The sequence below is a fragment of the Leucobacter chironomi DSM 19883 genome (assembly GCF_000421845.1).
GTDB classification, from domain to species: Bacteria; Actinomycetota; Actinomycetes; order Actinomycetales; family Microbacteriaceae; genus Leucobacter; species Leucobacter chironomi.
Genome location: NZ_ATXU01000002.1, coordinates 292,574 through 311,062 on the forward strand (window position 1 = coordinate 292,574; position 18,489 = coordinate 311,062).

The following is an 18,489-nucleotide window of genomic DNA, read 5'->3' on the forward strand; positions in this document are numbered from 1 at the left end:
TCTGCGCAGTTCTAAAGCGCCAGTGCTAGGATTGAGGTGTCACCTAGCGTCAGGAGCGTCGATGAACGAGTTGCCCGAACCTTCTCCGTGGTTCAACCGTCACTTCGGAGAGCACAGCCAGAGTGTGATGCTTGCGCTCGCTAAGGCCGGTCGTGCAGCTCACGAGCGCTCCCTCGACGCCAAGACCGGAAGCCAACTGGCCTCGAACGAGGCATACGGCTCGTTTTGGGTGATCTTGCCTGAGGAGGTATCGGCTCACCTTGCATTCCTGCCTGGGCGCGAGGTGATCCGGCCGACAGGCAGCCGTTACGACCTGGTGGTTTTCGATGGCACCTTGATCTTTCCGGCCAAGTGTGGACGTGGATCGTCCGGCGCTGACCGAATTAGGCTAGGCCGCTCGGATTTCCGTCGCCGAGTTTTCTCCCTTGAAGACGACGCTAGCCGCAACATGCAGGAACAGTTGGAGTTCGAACTAGAACTAGGTGGTGACCTAGACGCCTCTGTCAAGGATGGTTCCTTCGGCTCCGCTACGCGGGCCTCCCTCGTTGCCTACGACGTGTCCGCTCGTGGCGGGCTCCAGCACGTCTATGTCGGCGAGGCGACTCTTGAATCATCCGGGCTCGTCACCTGGCACTATCGCGAAGAGTTGATGCTGCACCTGCTCGATGGAGAAGGAGTTGCCCTGGTTGGCCTTGGCGAGCCTTCCTCGGCACGATTCGATGACGCACCTCTTCCTGAGAGTGACCTAACGCTTCTGAAGCCGGGCGAACTGCCGAGTACCAACGTGGAGACCGAGGGCGTCCCTGACACGGGAACTGGGGGTGCATCAGATGATCTCCCGTGATTCGAGCAGACCGGTCGCGCCCCCCACTGATCTCGACATCGCAAAGACCTTCGATGGTGACCGTCTGCGGCAAGCTCGACAACTCGCGTTGCGCACGAAGCAGAGTCTCGCAGAACCACTTGGCGTCTCGGCAGCCGCTATTGGGCAATATGAATCCGGCGCCACGCCACCCCGCGCGGAACTCATCCCGCTTCTAGCCCGAGAACTTGACGTTCCGCGAGAGTTCTTCGCCGCCGGTCGGCCGCTCGCTCGGCTTGAGACAGCCGATGCCTTCTTCCGGAGCCTTCGAGCCACGACGGCGAAACAGCGCGCCAAGGCAGTGTCCTATACGGAGCAACTGTGGGAGTTGGTTCATGCAGTCGAGAAGCACGTCCGCTTGCCACCCGTGAACCTGCCCGGCTTCGTTGGCGGTGAGGTAGAACCTGGTGTATTCCCAAACGACCCAACAGCGGCCGCGCGGGCACTACGCAAGGCATGGAGGCTAGGCGCGGAACCGATCCCGCATCTCGTGCGCACCATCGAGAATCAGGGCATCGTCGCAGTCTTGGTCCCCTTCGCCGAAGACGAAGTTGCCCGCATCGACGCGTTCTCCACACTTTCGCTGTCGCGACCGATCATCGTCCTGTCACCTGACCGTGCGAACGACATCTACCGACACCGCTTCACCGCTGCACACGAACTCGGACACCTCGTCATGCATGGCGAACTCGCCGGCGGTGACCCCGCATTGGAACGAGAAGCGGACCGATTCGCCGCCGAGTTCCTGACACCAAGTTTGGTGATCCAAGACCTACTCCCTCGGCGGATCGACTTTCGAAAGCTGAACCAGTTGAGCGAACAATGGGGGGTATCCATCAAGTCCCTCATCTACAGGAGCAGAGAGGTCGGCCTGCTATCCGACGCCACCGCTCGGCGCGCATACATTCAGCTGAACCAGCTCTCAGAGCAAGGTGTGATCGCAACCCAGCCCGTTTACCAGTTTCCCGGTGAGGTTCCTTCGCTCCTTCGCCGCGCCGTCGAGATGGCCGAAGCAAACGGCGTCACCATCGCATCCTTGGCTCAGGAACTCGCCTGGAAACCAGCCCAAGTCCGCCGCATGCTCGGCGACGCAGACGAGCGGCCAACTCTAAGACTAGTTTGATTCAGCTCATCGACCCAGGACCGTCGATCTATCTACATCTTTCCGCAGCCCTACCCAGTTCCAGATTTAAAGAGGAAACAATGAGTTACCGCAATAAAACCTATGTCGCTTTCGCCAGCGAGGACATCGGCAAGTACCGTCTGATGGAAGCATGGAAAGCAAATCCCAACTTCGACTTCAATTTCTATGATGCTCACACCCTGTACGTTTCGCGCGATACGAGCCAGCCTGAAACGATCAAGCGTAATCTGCGCGAACGAATGAAGAACGCCAAACAGGTGGTTCTTCTCGGGAGTGGTGACGCTAGACGAAAAGGCGGAGACGGTGTCTCGTTTCTCGCGCATGAGATTAAGGTGATGATGGAGTTCAATCTTCCGGTGGTCATCGCGAATCTTGATAGTGGTCGTACCGTCAACAAGAACTTCATACCGGCACCGCTATTGAACGCAAACTATTACACGGTGTCAGTGTCGTTCCAGCCTAAGATCATCAAGCATGCGCTTGACGACTACGCAGTCCAGTTTGGAACCAGCAATAATTCGGGACCGCACCAGTATCCGTCCGGAACTTACGCGACGCTCGGCCTATAGATGAGAGACCTTGCACACGATCTGCGCACGTGGCGCTTCTGGCGTTGGTTCCTCATCCAAACGTTCTCCGCAGTCGGAGTTCTTGCGGTTCTGCTCGAACTGACCAACTTCATCTTCGGGAGTCTTCCGATCGAGGGGTGGCCGCTCGCCATCATCATTGCTGTCGTTTCGATCGGGTACGGACTTGTCCGTGCTTGGCCGCGCCCCATCCGGCAGGACTACAACTCACCGAACACGATGATTGAGATTGTGAAGGGCGATTTGTTCGCGCAGGACAGCAACATCGTGGTGGGTACCTGCGACACGTTCGATACGTCCGTTCCTAACATCATCGCGAAGAACAGCGTTCAAGGTCAGGCGCTCGAACGCCTCTACGGTGGCGATACGGATCAACTGGACCGCGAACTCGCCGCGGCGTTGCAGGGCAAGACGGTAAAGGCGACGATCCAGAAGCACGGGAAGACTGAGAAGTACGGCGTTGGGGCCGTGGCCACGCTTCGAAACGGTTCTCACCGCCTCTACTTCTTGGCGTACAGCGAGATGAACGAGGCTAACGAAGCACAGAGCACGCCGGATGGGATCTGGCGAAGTCTTGCGTCGTTGTGGGAAGAGGTCTCGCGGACCGCGAACGGAACTGCGGTAGCTGTCCCCGTCATCGGCGGAGGACAGTCCCGGTTGTCACAGGTCATGCCGGCGCAAGACTCGATCCGCTTTATCGTGATGTCCTTCATGTTCGCGTCGCGAACGAAGAAGGTGTGCGATCAGCTGCGAATAGTGGTGCATCCGAGGGATTTCGATCGCCTGGACAGGCTCGAACTCCAAGCGTTCCTGTCATCGATGAGGCCGTCGTGAGTGAGTCAGCTATTCGGCTTCCTGACGCGCAGCCGTGCGCGTTCTGCGCCTACCTCAAAGGAAGTCGACCGTTCACCTTCGTAACAAGGAACACGTTGACAGCGGTTATGGTTACGCAGGAACAGCGTGGGAAACCGCACCTTCTCGTCATCCCTACCAGGCACAGAGAGACCATTCTCGACTTGACAGACGATGAGTGTGCGGCGCTGATGGTCGAGGTAAGGAACGCAGCGACGGCTATCGATGCCGCTTACCAGCGTCCAGGTATCTCCGTCTGGCAGAACAACGGTGAGGCCGCAAGCCAGTCGATCAGGCACGTTCACTTCCACGTCGCAGGAACCCTGGACTCTGGCGGCACCGAATGGGGTCCCGTTGAAGAGCTCCCTCTCGCCAAGACAGAACTCATTGCCAAGCAAGTTCGAGCCCACTGGCCGTCTTCGTAGACGTCACGTTGACCGGACGAGATCACTAGGGAATCGTCATTCTCTAACGTCTGGCAGTGGGGTGTTTCGTGTCGCCGCTCAAAGCTATGGTGCGGGCGAAGGACTTATGATGTTGACATCCACAGGCGTTGGAGCATCGTCCAGGGGAACCGCCCAAGATACGGTGTGAGCGATCGCGAGCAGCGTTAGTCCGACTAGCGCGATTAAGAAGCCGTCACGGAAGACCGTGACCATCGCTCGGCGAGTCTTCGACGTCGTATGCACTGCCAGAACGTACTGTCGAAGCTCCTCTCGGCGGGGATCACGAAGGTGAATGAAGTCTTCTACCTGGACAACTCCAAGGACTTTGTTCGACACGGCAACACCGGCAAAAACCAGAACTGCCATGACGACAATGAGAACGCCGACCAACCAGATGACGAGCAAGCTGGTGGAGTTCGAGGCAACGGCCCAGAGTCGCTCGAAGGCGGCAGTGCTCAGTCCGATGGCCGCAATGATTGCTGTGAGTGCGAACTCTGCACGGCGCCGAACCGCCTCGATGCCCGCTGATTCGCTTTTCAGCCGCTCGTCATAGGACGAGCGCGCCAAGGGAAGGTTCCGTTTGGGGCACTCGTCTATCCACTTCGTTTTAGGTGCCGCTTCTTTTGGCATCCAAACTCTCCGGCCAGCGAAGAGACCCAGCGCCGTACTCACAACCATGCGAACTTCGGCGAATGTACGTCTTGTCTTGTCGCGAAAAGTCTGCTTTCTCATGTGGCCGCCACGAGTAGATCTGCGAGGGCATCAGTGACCGCAGTACCCACTCGCTCCGGAAGGAAGAGCCACTGCCCCGATGGGTTCACGTCGAGAAGGTACACCTCGCCATCAGGCGTTTGGACCCAATCTTGGCTCGAGTATCCGAGTCCGAGATGACTCGCAATTGTCAGCGCGCCTGTGGGCGCTATCGAGCTCGCGTCAGGGGCTTCTTTGAACGCAGAATGATTGCGTGAACGCCGCCGCCAGTCAGCGGGAGCAGTTAGGTCAACATCTAGCGTTGCCACCCAGCTACGATCGCCGACGGTGACAACGCGAAGATGCTTAGCAGCCGGTATCCGTTCCTGGACAATGAATGGCGCTGCGTTCAGAGCGTTAAGTCGAATGTCTGTAGGCATCATCGACTCGGCGTAGACCGTCATTGTTTCACCGTCCTGGATGAACTGGCCCGTACCGAGAGGCTTAACAATGACCTCGTTCGAGAAGGATGTCGCGACTGCCTCACTACTCGTCGTCACTAGGGTTCTCGGGTATGGAATACCAAGCCTGACGGCCGCCTTCCATTGCCAGAGTTTCGATTCAGCTCTGCGCAGTGCCACTGGGCTTGTTATCCAACTTACTTTGGAGTCGTCCAGAAGCCATGAGTACGCCGAATACCAAGTGCCAAGCTCCAAAGCTCTCAGTGAGCCTGCTTCGATGCCAAGACCCCAGTCTGCCCGGTGAAGACGTCGTAACCACCCAAATCGCGCATCGGTGAGGTCGCGCCAAGCGCCGTCAATTTTCACGGCGTAACCTTCATCGCTTAACGAAAGACCATCGCTCATGACTGACTCAAGGTCGAAGATCAGTGGGCGATATCCGCATCTTATGAGGGCATCCTCGACAGCTGCGATATGAGGATCATCACGTTCACCGATGAGGATGGGTGCTCTGGAACTCAACGAGGCCCGACGTAACTTAGGAGGAGCTGCGTGACTGCCTCATCGGTATCGGACGATTCAATCGTCTCTGTGATCGTTGCTGTCCCGCGAATACCATCGACACCGCTTTGCGGGTAGCTTGCTAACTCGGCAAACAAGGAGGTGGAGGCTTCTCTTGCCTGCATTAGCTCTCCATCAGAGACATCACCAGCGGGGAAAACCCGAACCCGTGATCAGATGTCTCGATTGTGTGCGTCAGCGTTGAAGGCTGCGGACGGGGCCTAGGTTCGGGCTCATTACGCTGCATGTCCACTGCCAGCAGTCCGAACAACGACGTGGATGTGTTCATTGGACTCCAATGGCGGTTTACGACAGGGAACTCTTGAATCTTACCGTGGATGTCGACAACAGTGCAGTGGAGATGGAGGTCTTTAGGATCACAGCGATGTCTCAGGGACACGAAGCGAGTCGAGCCGGTCAGGTCGCTTGCTCGGCCGACTCGGCCATTGTTCTTCGTTCGGCGCGTACGGCGGCTCCTTCCCGCAGGCGTGCGCGACCCAGCAGGATCAGGCTGACCGGCCCCATGATGATGAACTTCATTGTGTTCCACAGGCACAGGAAAACCAGGAGGTTGAGCCAGCCTGGACCACCGTCTGCGATCAGGGTGGTGAATGTGCTCGCGGCCAGGAGGTAGGGCGCGGCGAGGAGTATCGCTGGTACACCCCATTTCAAGCCTCGGCGGGTGCGGATGGCGTCGAGCAAGATGTTGGTGGGCATGTAGCGGCGCAGGAATGCGCGGGTGTGGACGCTGACGGTCCAGAGTTCGCGGATCATGACGGGGGTTTCCTCTCACATGCACGACGGATCGTCGGAAGCGGTGCGTGTGTGAGTGGCCTTGCGGCCTGCCCCGAGGAGCGTCATATCAAGGAGAAATCCGCCTCAACTACCAAGATACGACGCACCGGCGACATTCGGAAGGGCAATGGGTCACAGGCCCAGGCCCGCGCCCTCGCGCCGCGCAGTCCGAGATGGCTCGTCGTGTCGTTCGGCACTAGCGAGGTCGCGGAGTCTTGCGAGAGCGGCTTTCGCTCGTGCGGCGTCGATCTTCTGTGCGTCACTGTCGGGTGCCGGGCCGAGCGGCGTGCGTGTGGTGATGCCGTAGCGGTCCCGGTACGCGGCCACGGTTCTCGCCTGCTGTTTCCACGTGGCCACGGCTCTCGTCTCAGGCGGCATGTTTCCGAGTGCGAGCGCCCATTCGTGACGCTCGGTGAGGGCGTGGTCGAGGACGGCCACGGCGCGTTGTTCGATCAGCTCGCGTCGCTCCGTGAGGGCATTCCGCATCTCGGCGCTCATGGGCCCGGCGGCTTCGGGGATGAGGCCGGAGATCAGTCGGGGCGCCTTGCGGGTGCGCCCGGAACCTGCGGGTCTGGCGGTGGCTCGGGTAAGACGGTGGTGGATGACGGAGGCGATGTCGTCGGCGTCGCCGAAGCCGCGTGCTGCGACGAGCCGCGGGATGAGGGCGTCGATGTTGTGGTGGTTCGCTTCGGCTCTGCGGAGTTCGGCGGTGAGTGCCCCGAACGCGTCGGAGTGGATCGTGTCTTCTGCTTCGTCCGGGGTGAGGCCGGATTGACGGATGAGGGTGGCGAAGCGGTCGTGTTGGGCGGCTTGCGCGATCGTTTCGTACTCCGCCGCGAGCTGCGCCACCGACCCCCAGGCCTCCTGTTCGGCGATGATCGTCTCGTGCGCGGAGAGTTCCGCGCCGACGTGCTGCAGCACTCCATAGAGCACGCTCCGCGCGGTCGCATCCGGGTCATCCGCCGGGTGCGGGGTGGTGTGGTTGTCGTCGGGGAGGTCGGTGGCGACATATGCGAGGTTCGTGTGCCTGCCGCGAGTCATCGCGACATACAGGTTCTCCCTGGTCGTAGACGGATCAACAAGGACATGCGAGGTGTCGGTCGTGATGCCTTGCGCCCTATGAGCCGTCACTGAGTAACCCAGATCGACGTGATCGGAGACGTAGTCGGCAGGGAGAATCACGGTGCCGCGGCTGTCGGCGCGGCGGGCGGTGAGTGATCCATCGTCGCGGATGTCGGCAATGGTCCAGCGGTCACCGTTGCGCACCCATCCTCGCGGGGTGCGGAGGCGTCGGTCGTTCTTCCGGGTGATGATCGTGTCACCTACCCCGGCACGCGCGTCGCCTTGGAGGGCGACTTCGCGACGGGCATCTACTGTGCCGTCGAGGATGAGGTCGGCGCGGGCGCGCTGGTTCAGAGCGTGGACGGAGTCGTTGGAGTCCGCGATCAACACCGTCGAAGCACCGTTGAGGGTGTCGTTGCGCCAGGCGATGTAGGCGGCGTCGATCATCGCCTCGGTATCGCCGCCGGTGATGCGGCCATGTTCGGCGTAGGTGTCGATGGCCTCGGGGCGCCCGTGGCGGAGGTCAAGCGAGGCCGTCTTCTCCCACTCGTTGACGAAGCGGTGCACGTCGACCAGTTCCGGGGCATCGTCGCGGTCGTGGACGAGGAGGGAGAACGCGCCGCCTGCGGTGACGGATTGCAGTTGCGCCCAATCACCCACAAGCAACACCTTCGCACCCATCTCGGTTGCGTGCTCGGTGATGCGATCCATGGAGAGCGTGCCGGCGAGGGAGGCTTCGTCCACGATCACGAGCTGCCCCTTACGGAACGACGCACCCGCGTTCTGGTGGTCTTTCCACCACTTCGCCGTGTTCTCTGTTTTGATACCGAGGTCTTCGGCGAGGACCTGCGCTGCGACCGCTGACGGGGCGAGGCCGACGACGCTGCCACGCCCGTGCTCCCGCTCCCACGCAGTGCGCAGAGCTCGCATCGCCGTTGTCTTCCCAGCGCCGGCGGGGCCGACCAGCACATCGACTGCGCGGCCTGATGCCGCGACGGCGGTGAGCGCTGAGGTTTGGTCGGCGGCGAGGAGTCGGCCGTCGCGATCTGGGCGGCGGGTGACCTTCTCGATCACTTCGATTGGCACAGTGCGTGCGGTCATGGTTCGGGCGCGCTCGAGGAGTCGATCTTCTGCCGCGAGGATTTCCGGTGATGAGTACACCGTCGACGCGATCGGCCGGAACCTGCTGCTGTCATCAGAGCGGCGGAACACGGCCGGGCTCGATGCGAGCTCGGGCGGAGTCAGCTGGAGGGAGGCGCGCTCTGCGGCATCGACGACCATTCCGACTACGGCTTCGCGATCCCTCGTGGTGGCGAACCGGTAGGGCATGGTCTGGCGGGCAGCCTCGGCGGTGAGGTTCCACCTACGCCAGGTCGACCGCTTCTCACCGACTGCTCCAACCACACTGCGGCCCAGAGCGTCGATCACATCCAGGGGCACATCATCAGCGCGCAGCAGTCGCGGTGCATCGTTCGCGGTGACGGTGCGTGCCCAGTGGGTGGCGTCTTCACCGAGCAGGTGCGACGCGCTCTCCCGCCACTCGCCGGTGAGGTCAGCGAGCGAACGAACCTGCTTCTCCGGTCTGGTTGCCAACGTTGCTTGTGCTCGGAGCTTGATGACCGTCGCAAGCGATGGTTGCCTGCCGTGTCGGGCAACGTACTCAGCGATGAGCCGGTTCTTCCCCTCATTAATCTGCCGTGACCGGGATGAGAACTCCGCCACCAACCTCTCCGGCACCGTGCTGATCGCCCAGGCGGGGTTGCGGTCACGTCCCATGTCTCTGGCTTCCCACTCGACGCCGAACGCGCGGGTGAGGTGGTCGGCGAACGCGGCTTCGTGGAGTTCTGAGAGGGCGACGGTGGCGGCGTGGAGGGGCCGGCCGTCGAGGGAGCGCCATTTGCCGTCGTGGACGGTCTGCACCTTGTTCGAGATCACCACATGCGTGTGCAGATGCGGGTCACCCGCTCGCGAATCGTAGTGATCGAACGCAGTCGCGATCACCCCGGATACATCGGCCTGCGCAACCGCCCCGTTGCGGCCTGCCGCGCCGACGCGGGTTGCGGCAACCTCGCGTTCGATGAATGCAACCATTTCCGCAACCGCCGCGTGATGCGCATCCGCAATCAGCGATTGCGTCCCCGCGTCCGACACCGCCCACAGCACCGATGCGGACTTCGGAACCGAGAACGTGAAATCGAACCCCGCAACCGCCTTCCGCACCCCACGCGCACTCTCCTCAGCCGCGATTGTGGCGACCGCGTCGGCACGCTCGGTCACAGGAAGGTCTGCGTCGAGCCTCAACGTGCGGTGCTCAATGCGCTCGGTCACGGTCGGATACTTCCGATACGGGCTTCCGAGCGCTTGGCGTGTCACGGGGTCGCGGCCCTGTCCAATCAGACGTTGAAGCTGCAACTCAGAGACCTCGTCGCCGACGGTGATCGTTCTACCGCCGAGCGCGGGGACGGCTGATCCGAGCCATCGCCCCGGCGGGGTGCCTTCCTCCGTGTAGTACCTCGTCAACGGCGTTGAGAGCACCCGGTCACCGTCGCCGGTGGCGACGGTACGCAGAAGGTACTTGTAGCCGTCACCGGCGGACATCACCCGCATCGAAACCGTCACCAGCCGCCACCTCTCCTCACTCCGAAGGTGAGCTCCGCAGCCCGCGGCGCGGTGACTTCTGAGGTCACTTTCGGACGGTGGCGCGCCTCGCTTGCAAGACGCGTGACAACCCGTTCGAGCGAACCGTGAGGGATCGGCAGCGCTGGGCGCCGACGGTGCTGGAGCGAGGTGGGAGGCGTCGGCTGAGCGGCGGCGCGTGGGCGGTTCGTGCACCTGGTTGGTGACCAGCTCGGAGTAGCAGCACGGCTCCGGGATCACCGCTCTAGGAGGTTTACCCGTGGCCGACCAGACACTCACCGACCGGGTCGCTCTGCTGCGTGTCGGGTCGCTGTTCTCCGGCTACGGCGGACTCGATCTCGCTGTCGAAGAAGTCTTCAATGCCAGAACGATCTGGTTCTCCGAGATCAACGAGCCCGTCGCCCGCATCTTCTCCCACCACTGGCCCGAGGCCCCGAACCTTGGTGATATCACCGCCATCGACTGGAAAACCGTGCCGCCAGTGGACATCCTCTGTGGCGGGTTTCCCTGCCAGGACGTATCGACCGTCGGGAAGATGGCCGGTCTGAAGCCCGGCACCCGTTCCGGCCTCTGGGCACATATGGCGGCAGCGATCGACGCGCTGCAACCCGACTGGGTCGTGATCGAGAATGTCCGCGGGCTGCTTTCTGCACCAGCTATACGCGCAAACTTCGAAGGAGTCCACGATGAGCAACGCAACATCGCAAATGCAGCCCCCGACGGTGCAACCCCTCGCGATATGGAACGCGACCCGTGGCATCTGGGAGAAACCACAGCTCGACCTCTTCGAGCAGCAGGAGCAGTTTTGGGAGACCTGGCCGACCTCCGGTATGACGCGCAATGGATCGGTCTACCCGCTTCCGCGGTCGGCGCACCCCACCCCCGATACCGGGTCTTCATCCTTGCCCACCGCACTGTTTCGCACTCCACTGGCATCCGACGCAGCTCGCGGGGGCGAGAGCTTGCAACAGGTGAAAGCACGCCGCGGCACGATTGCGCTCAGCCACCAGATCATCGACCTTGCCTTGCACGGCCCGAATGGGTACCCACGTTCCGAGGAGTCAGAGAGCCTGTGGAGGTTGATCGAGGAATTCTTCGACGATGGGGACGTTACGCCGTGCCAGTGACTTACTGGACGCAGATCATCGGTCGGCCCGCACCGGCGCCTGCAATCCTGACCGACGCGACTGGCCCGCGGCCCGCACCGGCATTCGTGGAATGGTTGATGGGTTTACCGTCTGGTTGGGTGACTGATGCGCGTCACGAACTCACCACGAATAGTCAGATCACGGCGCTCGGGAACGGAGTCGTCCCCAGGCAAGCGGTTTCGGCCATCTCCAGTTTGTTAAACACCTGGCTGGAGGAGCATCGACCGAGGTCATCCGATCGAGCGGTAAACCCATATCAAGCTGTAGTAGATAGAACCGGGGTGGAGACGGGGGTAGCCGGGAGTTGAGTTAGGGTTCGGCCCGGTTCTGGGACCGACGCAATCAGCGAGCGAGTGTACGGGTGTTGGGGATTTCCCAAGACTTGTGAGCTGGGTCCTTGCTCGCACGCCTCACCGCGGTACAGCACCAATACACTCTCGCAGAGCGAACGCACCACGCTGAGATCGTGCGAGACGAACATCAGTGCCGTTCCGTGCTCCAAGGTGCTGCGATGCAGCAGGTTGAATCGGCCTGGGTTTGGTGGAGGGCATGATCTAACACGAAAGAGAGAATTGAGATCATGCCAGCACCGAAGAAGTACGACCCCGAGACCCAAGCCCGAGCGGTCCGACTCTATGACGAGCGCATTGCTCAGGGCGGTATCTCCCAAGCGGGCGCCCGCCGAGAGATCGGTGGGCTCCTCGATATCAATCCCGGGACCCTGAGAAACTGGATCCGCCGCGAACACGGCGAAGGCACCACCCCGCCCGCGTCAGCAGCTGCCGAGCCGGCGAACGAGGAGATCACCCGGTTGCGTCGCGAGGTCTCGCAGCTCAAGCGTGCGAACGAGATCTTGAAGACCTCGGCCGCGTTTTTCGCGGCAGCGGAGCTCGACCGCAAACTCGGACAGTGATCGCGTACATTCGCGAGTATCGGGACCGGTTCGGGGTCGAGCCGATCTGCGCTGTGCTGCGTGAGCATGGCGTCCAGATCGCCCCGTCGACGTTCTACGCATTCCAGGCCCGTGGTTTCGGCCTCAGCGATCGTGACCTTTCAGATGCGTACCTCGCGAACCAGTTGTTCGATCTCTGGGTACGCAACCGGCGCCTCTACGGGCGGAGGAAGCTCTGGAAAGCCGCACGCCGAGCGGGGAGTACTGTCGGCCGTGATCAGGTCGAACGCCTGATGCGACTCCTCGGGGTCAGCGGGATCCGGCGCGGCAAGCGCACCACGGTAACCACAACAGGAGACGCGAAAGCTGCCCGGCATCCTGATCACATCCAACGGCGGTGGGCGTGGCCGTCGCGTCCGGATCAGTGGTGGGTCGCGGACTTCACCTATGTGTGGACCCCGAGAGGGTTCTGCTACGTCAGCTTCATCACCGATGTGTTCTCCCGCAGGATCCTGGGGTGGCGGGTCATGACGGCGAAGACCACGACGTTGGTGCTCTCCGCGCTCGAGCAGTCGCTGTTCACTCGTCGGCGCACGAATGTGGAGTTCACGACGACCGGGCTGCTGCACCACTCCGACGCGGGCTCTCAGGGCGGATTCAACTGGTCGTCGCAACACCTTGATCATGGAGGTGTTGCGCGATGGCGACGAAGTACTGGTCTGCGAAGACGAGCGAGGTTCCTGAAGGGGCTCGACGCCAGTGGCGCGCGGATCGCGCGTTGCGGCCGCCGATGCGCTCGCCTGGGCGGCCTGAGCCGTCTCGGGCGGTGCAGCGGCAGTTCTGGCGTCTGATCGCGACGGGCATCAACACGGCCGAGGCGGCACTGAAAGTGGGCGTGTCTGTGCCGGTCGGGAGCCGCTGGTTTCGCCACGCTGGCGGCATGCCACCGATCTCACTGGCCGAGCCCACCGGTCGTTACCTGTCCTTCGAGGAGCGCGAGGAGATCGCGCTGCTGCGCGCCAAGCAGATCGGGGTGCGTGAGATCGCACGCAGGATCGGCCGTGACCCGGGGACGGTCTCTCGCGAGTTGCGTCGGAACGCGGCCACCCGTGGCGGGAAGCCGGAGTACCGGGCCTTGGTGGCGCAATGGAAGGCGCAGCAAGCGGCGAAGCGTCCGAAGATGGCGAGGCTCGCGACGAACGACAGGTTGCGCGAGTATGTCCAGGAGCGGCTCGCCGGCAAGGTCCGCAGGCCCGACGGCAGCATCGTCGTTGGGCCTGAACCGCCGGCATGGAAGGGGCTGAACAAACCGCACCGGCAGGACCGACGGTGGGCGACCGCGTGGAGCCCGGAGCAGATCTCCCACCGGCTGAAGGTCGACTTCCCGGATGATGAGTCCATGCGCATCAGTCACGAAGCGATCTACCAGTCGCTGTTCATCCAGGGTCGTGGCGCGCTGGGGCGCGAGCTCGTCACCTGCCTGCGAACCGGCCGCGCACTCCGGCGGCCACGGGCTCGAGCACAGAACCGACCGCAAGGGCATGTCACCGCGGACGTCGTGTTCTCGAAGCGTCCCGCGGAGGCCGCGGACCGCGCGGTTCCTGGGCACTGGGAGGGCGACTTGATCATCGGCACGGGCCGCTCCGCGATCGGCACGCTCGTTGAGCGCAAGAGCCGCTCGACCCTGCTGGTGCATCTGCCGCGGCTGGAAGGCTACGGCGAGACACCGCCGGTCAAGAACGGTCCCGCGCTGGGCGGCTACGGCGCTGTCGCGATGAACGCCGCGCTCATCGCGTCGATGACGAAGCTTCCCGAACAGCTCCGCAAGACACTCACCTGGGACCGCGGCAAGGAACTCTCCGCGCACGCCCAGTTCGCGCTCGAGACGGGCACGAAGGTGTTCTTCGCCGACCCCCACTCGCCCTGGCAGCGGCCAACGAACGAGAACACGAACGGGTTGCTGCGTCAGTACTTCCCGAAGGGCACGGACCTCTCACGATGGTCAGCGGAAGACCTCGAAGCAGTCGCTCTCGCGTTGAACAACCGTCCCCGCAAGAGCCTCGACTGGAAGACCCCGGCCGAGGTGTTCGAGGAGCAGCTACGCTCGCTTCAACAACCCGGTGTTGCATCGACCGGTTGAACCCAGTCAGTACACGTCGCTGGCGTTCACCGAGGAGTTGCAAGACGCCGGGATTACCGGGTCGATCGGGTCGGTCGGTGACGCGCTGGACAACGCGTTGATGGAGTCCACGATCGGGCTCTATAAAGCTGAGGTGATCTGGCACGAACGGGCCGTGTGGGAGTCTTGGCAGCAGGTCGAGCAGGCGACGGCATCGTGGGTGCAGTGGTACAACGCTGAGCGGCTCCACTCCAGCCTCGGCGATGTGCCCCCGGTCGAGTACGAAGAGATCTACTACGATCGATCATGCAGGAGCGGCGAGGCTGCTGCTGCGTAACACGGCCCTCCAGAGAACCCAGGCCGATTCAATACAACCCGTTGTTGGGAGAGACATGCGGGCCGAGAAGAGGAAGTGGTCGCCAGTTCGGCGGGGCAAGAGCGGTCATGTGATCCATCATGCATAAGTGGCACATATGCCAGTTTGCGTGAGGGTGAACAAGGGATGAACATGCCCCATGGCGGCCATAATGGAGGCGATGACGAACCAAACCGGAGCGCGTGCGCGACACAAGACCACTACGCGCCGCGCGATCCAGACAGCGGCGATTGAGCTGTATGAAGAACGCGGGTACGACGAAACGAAGGTCGAAGACATCGTTGAACGCGCAGGAGTATCTCAGCGAAGCTTTTTCCGCTATTTCCCTTACAAAGAACTCACACTCTTCAGCGACGATCACACAGAGCATCTCGCTGAGCTTGTACTTACAGCGCCTTCACACTTCAACGCGATCGAGACGCTTGACTGGGCGACTGCGCAACTCTTCTTGATCCCGACGACCGAACTGGACAGGCGACGACAGGCGATTCGCAATCAGCTTGGCGACGATGCGCGCGTTCAGCGCCAACTCGCCTACCTCCATGAGTCACTTAGCATCCGGCTGCGCGATGCCTACGTTCGCCGCCTCGGCATAGACCCCGCCGACACATCTGACTTGCGTCCACAGATTCTCGTGGGGCTTTACCTCTCTCTCGCTACTGAGGTGTCGGGCCGGTCACAATCACCGGAAGAGACGCGCCAGCGGTGGCTTGCGTCGCTTCGCAGTCTGCTTTGAGAGGTCGGCACTGCTATCGACCTTATGGGGTACACTGGAAGCATGCATTTGTATTTCCTGTGACGGTTGAGTAGGCCTACCGCGCTCGTTGAGCAACTCCGAGCTAGCGACGGCCGCTCGTTCTGACCCTGGAAGGGTCCCCGTCATTTGCGTGCCCGCTGGCTGTTTGGCTCGTCGCGGTGCGCCTTGCTGAAGGATTTGAATGCTTACCCCTACTAACCGTCATCCGGCGCGCCATCGCGCGCAACTCACCGCTTCCGACGTCTCCGTAATGCGAGGCGTAACCCCGGTGCTCAACCATGTCGATCTCGTCGTCACTCCCGCGTCCCGTGTGGCGATCGTCGGAGAGAACGGGCGCGGAAAGACCACACTTCTGCACGCGCTCGCGGGCACGCTGGTACCTGATAGTGGAACGATCCAGCGCATCGGCACGCTCGGGCTCGCTGAACAAGAGATGGACTCCACCGACAACCGAACCGTTGGGCAGGCCGTCGCGGAGGCCATCGCCGAACCGCTCGCAGCGCTGGCCACACTCGACGACGCCGCTGCCGCTCTCGCGGAAGGGAGTAGCGAGGCCGCAGAGCAGTACGCTGCGGCCTTGGAAGATGCGGAAGCGCTCGACGCTTGGGATGCCGAGCGCCGGGTACAAATCGCGCTCGAAGCACTCGACGCCGAAACCGACATGACGCGGTTGCTCGCTGATCTGTCTGTGGGGCAGCGATATCGAGTGCGGTTGGCCTGCCTGTTGGGGGCTGAAGATGATTTCTTACTGCTGGACGAGCCCACCAATCACCTCGACCGCAGCGGACTTGATTTCTTGACCATGCAACTCCGCACGCGCAACGGTGGTGTCGTCATCGTCAGCCACGATCGCGCGCTGCTCTCTGACATTGCGGAGACGGTGGTCGACCTCGATCCGACACCTGATGATCGCCCCCGCATCTACGGCAACGGGTACGCGGGATACCGAGAAGGGCGCGTGGCCGAGCGGGAACGCTGGGAGCAGGAGTACGACCGCCAGCAGCAGGAGCAAGCCCGGCTGCAGGACAGTCTCAGCGCTGCACAGAACCGACTCGTATCGGGTTGGCGACCGGAGAAGGGGTCACCGAAGCACGGCCGCGCGACGCGCGCGGGCGGGCTGGTGCAGAGCGTGCACCGACGCCAGGAAGCACTCGAAGCACACGCGGTGACGGTACCTGAACCACCGCAGCTCTTCCAGTTCCCCGACCTGCCCACACGAAAAGGGGCGGTGCTACTAAACGTCGACAACGTGAGCCTTGCCGGGCGGTTAGCGCAGCCAGTGTCGTTCGAACTCTCGCACCGCGGCAGGCTCGTGGTCACCGGCTCGAACGGGGCCGGAAAGTCGACGCTCCTGAGTATCGCGGCGGGCGAACTACTGCCAGATACGGGAACAGTGCGGACATCCCGTGGCACGCGTTTGGGTTTTCTTCGTCAGGAGACGATGCTGCCGCCTGATCGCCGGGCGAACGAGGTATACGCCCGACACCTCGACGAACTCGTCGGTCAAGGAACGCTTCAATCATCTGAGGCGGTCGGTCTCGGTCAACTTGGACTGCTGCGATCGCGCGAGGCAGGCAAACGAGTGGGTGAACTGTCGATGGGTCAACAACGACGCCTCGATCTGGCGCTCGTACTCGCGGCACGCCCGCACGTGCTACTACTAGACGAGCCCACCAACCACCTCTCCATCGCGCTCGTTGACGAACTCACCGAGGCACTCGGGGCTACCCAAGCGGCCGTCGTACTGTCGACCCACGATCGGCAACTCCTGCGCGATGTCGCCCAATGGCCTCATGTACATCTGATGGCGATGGCTGAAGGCGAGGCACTGGTATGAGCAACACCATCAAGCTACGCGCACTCCGCCCATTGGCATCACGTGATTACCGTCTCCTGTTTGCCGCCGTCGGCATCGAGGTATTCGGGACCGGTATGTGGACGATCGTCATGGTCTTCCAAGTACTCGCACTCGATGACAGCCCACTTGCCTTGTCGGCGGTTGCAACCGGAATGAGTCTTGGCCTGTTTGCGTTCTCCGTTCTCGGTGGGGTTGTCGCAGACCGGTTCTCCAAACGGCGGATTCTCATTACAGTGCAGGGCTCAACGGCCGCGATCATGACCGCCGTGGCGGTCCTGTCGCTCACCGGGAATATCGAACTTTGGCACGTCGCCGCAGCCTCGTTCGCGATGGGTGCCGGGAGCGCCTTTTTCTACCCTGCGTACAGCGCTTACCTACCTGTGGTCCTTCCGCCGGAGCAACTCCTGGCCGCGAATGGGCTCGAAGGGGCGCTCCGTCCATCGATGGGGCAAGGGCTGGGCCCGGCCCTCGGTGGAGTCATCGTCGGTATGTTCTTCCCCGCTATCGGAGCGGTCATCGTCGCGGCTTCGTACGCGATTGCTTTCGTCATCACGTTGTTTCTTAGCCGTCGTGACGAACACACTGAGCCCACTCCTCCCGAGGATCGCCCGAGCGTCTGGGGTGACCTTCGTGCGGGGGTTGCCTACGTGGCTCGTACACGCTGGTTGCTTTGGACGCTGATCTTCGGGTCTTCGCTTGCGCTCATTGTCCAAGGCCCGATCGAAGTTCTCCTCCCGTTCCTCACCCGCGACCGATTCGAGGATGCTGAAGCTACTTTCGGGTTCCTTCTGGCCGCCTATGGGATAGGTGGGGCTGTCGGTTCGCTGATCGTGTCGTCGTTGAAGCTTCCTCGTCGGTACTTGACGTTTATGATCCTGTGCTGGGGTGGAGGAACACTACCTCTTGTGGTCATTGGCGTTGCCGACAATTTGATCCTCATGCTCTCCGCGCTCTTTGTCGTCGGTGCACTCACCGGGGCTGGCGTTGTCGTGTGGGGAACATTGCTGCAACGGTTGGTGCCGCTCGACATGATCGGCCGAGTCGCCAGCCTCGACTTCTTCGTTTCGATCGCGTTCATGCCGGTCTCAATCGCCATCGCAGGGCCGCTCTCACTGTTGGTTCCCATCCCCATCATCTTTGTGATTGCGGGAGTCATTCCGCCAGCTCTCGCGTTGATCGCATTGCTGGCCGGGCGCATGCGCCAGACCGAGGACAGTCAACCACTAGACGCAGACTGACCTC

The 18,489-nt window shown here is 62.1% G+C and carries 17 protein-coding genes and 1 other annotated feature; of the genes, 13 read left to right on the forward strand and 4 right to left on the reverse strand.

Annotated elements, in window-relative coordinates; all coding sequences use genetic code 11:
* Positions 1-61 precede the first annotated feature (61 nt).
* From H629_RS15065 to H629_RS14710, 5 genes are all read left to right on the forward strand, one after another.
* Positions 62-844, forward strand: coding sequence for a hypothetical protein (locus H629_RS15065; protein ID WP_152485628.1), 783 nt, complete (start codon positions 62-64; stop codon positions 842-844).
* Complete coding sequence (locus tag H629_RS0103235) at positions 831-1,985, forward strand: XRE family transcriptional regulator (RefSeq protein WP_051137793.1); 1,155 nt, start codon at positions 831-833, stop codon at positions 1,983-1,985. Before H629_RS15065 ends, H629_RS0103235 begins: the two co-directional genes overlap by 14 nt.
* A gap of 80 nt (positions 1,986-2,065) precedes the next feature.
* Complete coding sequence (locus H629_RS14705) at positions 2,066-2,575, forward strand: TIR domain-containing protein (RefSeq protein ID WP_076623878.1); 510 nt, start codon at positions 2,066-2,068, stop codon at positions 2,573-2,575.
* Complete coding sequence (locus tag H629_RS0103240; protein WP_024355919.1) at positions 2,576-3,427, forward strand: macro domain-containing protein; 852 nt, start codon at positions 2,576-2,578, stop codon at positions 3,425-3,427. It begins immediately after the preceding gene.
* Positions 3,424-3,870 carry an HIT family protein gene (locus tag H629_RS14710; protein WP_076623882.1) on the forward strand — a complete coding sequence of 149 codons (447 nt, stop codon included), beginning with the start codon at positions 3,424-3,426 and terminating at the stop codon, positions 3,868-3,870. The genes H629_RS0103240 and H629_RS14710 overlap by 4 nt, the downstream gene beginning before the upstream one ends.
* A gap of 84 nt (positions 3,871-3,954) precedes the next feature.
* Here the strand turns inward: H629_RS14710 and H629_RS15070 are convergent, their stop codons facing one another.
* The 3 genes from H629_RS15070 to mobF form a co-directional block, all read right to left on the reverse strand.
* Positions 3,955-4,623, reverse strand: coding sequence for a hypothetical protein (locus H629_RS15070; protein WP_152485629.1), 669 nt, complete (start codon positions 4,621-4,623; stop codon positions 3,955-3,957).
* Between the two features lie 1,397 nt (positions 4,624-6,020).
* Entirely contained in the window at positions 6,021-6,377 is a 357-nt protein-coding gene (locus H629_RS0103245) for a hypothetical protein (protein WP_024355920.1), read from the reverse strand.
* Positions 6,378-6,530: 153 nt separating this feature from the next.
* On the reverse strand, positions 6,531-10,067 hold the full coding sequence (mobF, locus tag H629_RS0103250) for a MobF family relaxase (protein WP_036084271.1): 3,537 nt from the start codon (positions 10,065-10,067) through the stop codon (positions 6,531-6,533).
* Positions 10,068-10,356: 289 nt separating this feature from the next.
* Between mobF and H629_RS14715 the strand changes: the two genes are divergently transcribed.
* Positions 10,357-11,553, forward strand: coding sequence for a DNA cytosine methyltransferase (locus H629_RS14715; RefSeq protein WP_076623885.1), 1,197 nt, complete (start codon positions 10,357-10,359; stop codon positions 11,551-11,553).
* Here H629_RS14715 and H629_RS15775 read toward each other — a convergent pair.
* Positions 11,502-11,726: an ABC transporter ATP-binding protein gene (locus H629_RS15775; protein WP_076623888.1), complete on the reverse strand. Its 225-nt coding sequence runs from the start codon at positions 11,724-11,726 to the stop codon at positions 11,502-11,504. The genes H629_RS14715 and H629_RS15775 overlap by 52 nt on opposite strands.
* A gap of 99 nt (positions 11,727-11,825) precedes the next feature.
* On the opposite strand from H629_RS15775, the gene H629_RS0103260 reads away from it, so the two are divergent.
* The 7 genes from H629_RS0103260 (at position 11,826) to H629_RS0103290 (ending at position 18,485) form a co-directional block, all read left to right on the forward strand.
* On the forward strand, positions 11,826-12,158 hold the full coding sequence (locus tag H629_RS0103260; protein ID WP_024355923.1) for a transposase: 333 nt from the start codon (positions 11,826-11,828) through the stop codon (positions 12,156-12,158).
* Positions 12,113-12,244: a sequence feature (AL1L pseudoknot), on the forward strand. (Overlaps the previous gene by 46 nt.)
* Complete coding sequence (locus H629_RS15075) at positions 12,155-12,988, forward strand: DDE-type integrase/transposase/recombinase (protein WP_152485630.1); 834 nt, start codon at positions 12,155-12,157, stop codon at positions 12,986-12,988. Its footprint overlaps the feature before it by 90 nt. The genes H629_RS0103260 and H629_RS15075 overlap by 4 nt, the downstream gene beginning before the upstream one ends.
* Positions 12,928-14,277 carry an IS30 family transposase gene (locus H629_RS0103270; RefSeq protein ID WP_420835245.1) on the forward strand — a complete coding sequence of 450 codons (1,350 nt, stop codon included), beginning with the start codon at positions 12,928-12,930 and terminating at the stop codon, positions 14,275-14,277. Before H629_RS15075 ends, H629_RS0103270 begins: the two co-directional genes overlap by 61 nt.
* Positions 14,258-14,593 carry an integrase core domain-containing protein gene (locus H629_RS0103275; RefSeq protein ID WP_024355925.1) on the forward strand — a complete coding sequence of 112 codons (336 nt, stop codon included), beginning with the start codon at positions 14,258-14,260 and terminating at the stop codon, positions 14,591-14,593. The genes H629_RS0103270 and H629_RS0103275 overlap by 20 nt, the downstream gene beginning before the upstream one ends.
* A 199-nt stretch (positions 14,594-14,792) precedes the next feature.
* The gene (locus H629_RS14425) at positions 14,793-15,368 is read left to right on the forward strand and encodes a TetR family transcriptional regulator (protein WP_084705335.1); all 576 of its coding nucleotides are present in this window, start codon (positions 14,793-14,795) and stop codon (positions 15,366-15,368) included.
* A 202-nt stretch (positions 15,369-15,570) separates the two neighbouring features.
* Positions 15,571-17,226, forward strand: a complete 1,656-nt coding sequence (locus H629_RS0103285) for an ABC-F family ATP-binding cassette domain-containing protein (RefSeq protein WP_024355927.1) — start codon at positions 15,571-15,573, stop codon at positions 17,224-17,226.
* A complete protein-coding gene (locus H629_RS0103290) occupies positions 17,223-18,485 on the forward strand; it encodes an MFS transporter (RefSeq protein WP_029746528.1) in 1,263 nt (420 codons plus the stop codon). Before H629_RS0103285 ends, H629_RS0103290 begins: the two co-directional genes overlap by 4 nt.
* The last annotated feature ends 4 nt before the right edge of the window (positions 18,486-18,489 follow it).

Bases quoted from the DNA above. Each gene is read 5' to 3' on its own strand.
- H629_RS15065 (WP_152485628.1), top strand. From the start codon at position 62: ATGAACGAGTTGCCCGAACCTTCTCCGTGGTTCAACCGTCACTTCGGA.
- H629_RS0103235 (WP_051137793.1), top strand. From the start codon at position 831: ATGATCTCCCGTGATTCGAGCAGACCGGTCGCGCCCCCCACTGATCTC.
- H629_RS14705 (WP_076623878.1), top strand. From the start codon at position 2,066: ATGAGTTACCGCAATAAAACCTATGTCGCTTTCGCCAGCGAGGACATC.
- H629_RS0103240 (WP_024355919.1), top strand. From the start codon at position 2,576: ATGAGAGACCTTGCACACGATCTGCGCACGTGGCGCTTCTGGCGTTGG.
- H629_RS15070 (WP_152485629.1), bottom strand. From the start codon at position 4,623: ATGAGAAAGCAGACTTTTCGCGACAAGACAAGACGTACATTCGCCGAA.
- H629_RS0103245 (WP_024355920.1), bottom strand. From the start codon at position 6,377: ATGATCCGCGAACTCTGGACCGTCAGCGTCCACACCCGCGCATTCCTG.
- mobF (WP_036084271.1), bottom strand. From the start codon at position 10,067: ATGCGGGTGATGTCCGCCGGTGACGGCTACAAGTACCTTCTGCGTACC.
- H629_RS15775 (WP_076623888.1), bottom strand. From the start codon at position 11,726: ATGTTCGTCTCGCACGATCTCAGCGTGGTGCGTTCGCTCTGCGAGAGT.
- H629_RS0103260 (WP_024355923.1), top strand. From the start codon at position 11,826: ATGCCAGCACCGAAGAAGTACGACCCCGAGACCCAAGCCCGAGCGGTC.
- H629_RS0103270 (WP_420835245.1), top strand. From the start codon at position 12,928: ATGCGCTCGCCTGGGCGGCCTGAGCCGTCTCGGGCGGTGCAGCGGCAG.
- H629_RS14425 (WP_084705335.1), top strand. From the start codon at position 14,793: ATGACGAACCAAACCGGAGCGCGTGCGCGACACAAGACCACTACGCGC.
- H629_RS0103285 (WP_024355927.1), top strand. From the start codon at position 15,571: ATGCTTACCCCTACTAACCGTCATCCGGCGCGCCATCGCGCGCAACTC.
- H629_RS0103290 (WP_029746528.1), top strand. From the start codon at position 17,223: ATGAGCAACACCATCAAGCTACGCGCACTCCGCCCATTGGCATCACGT.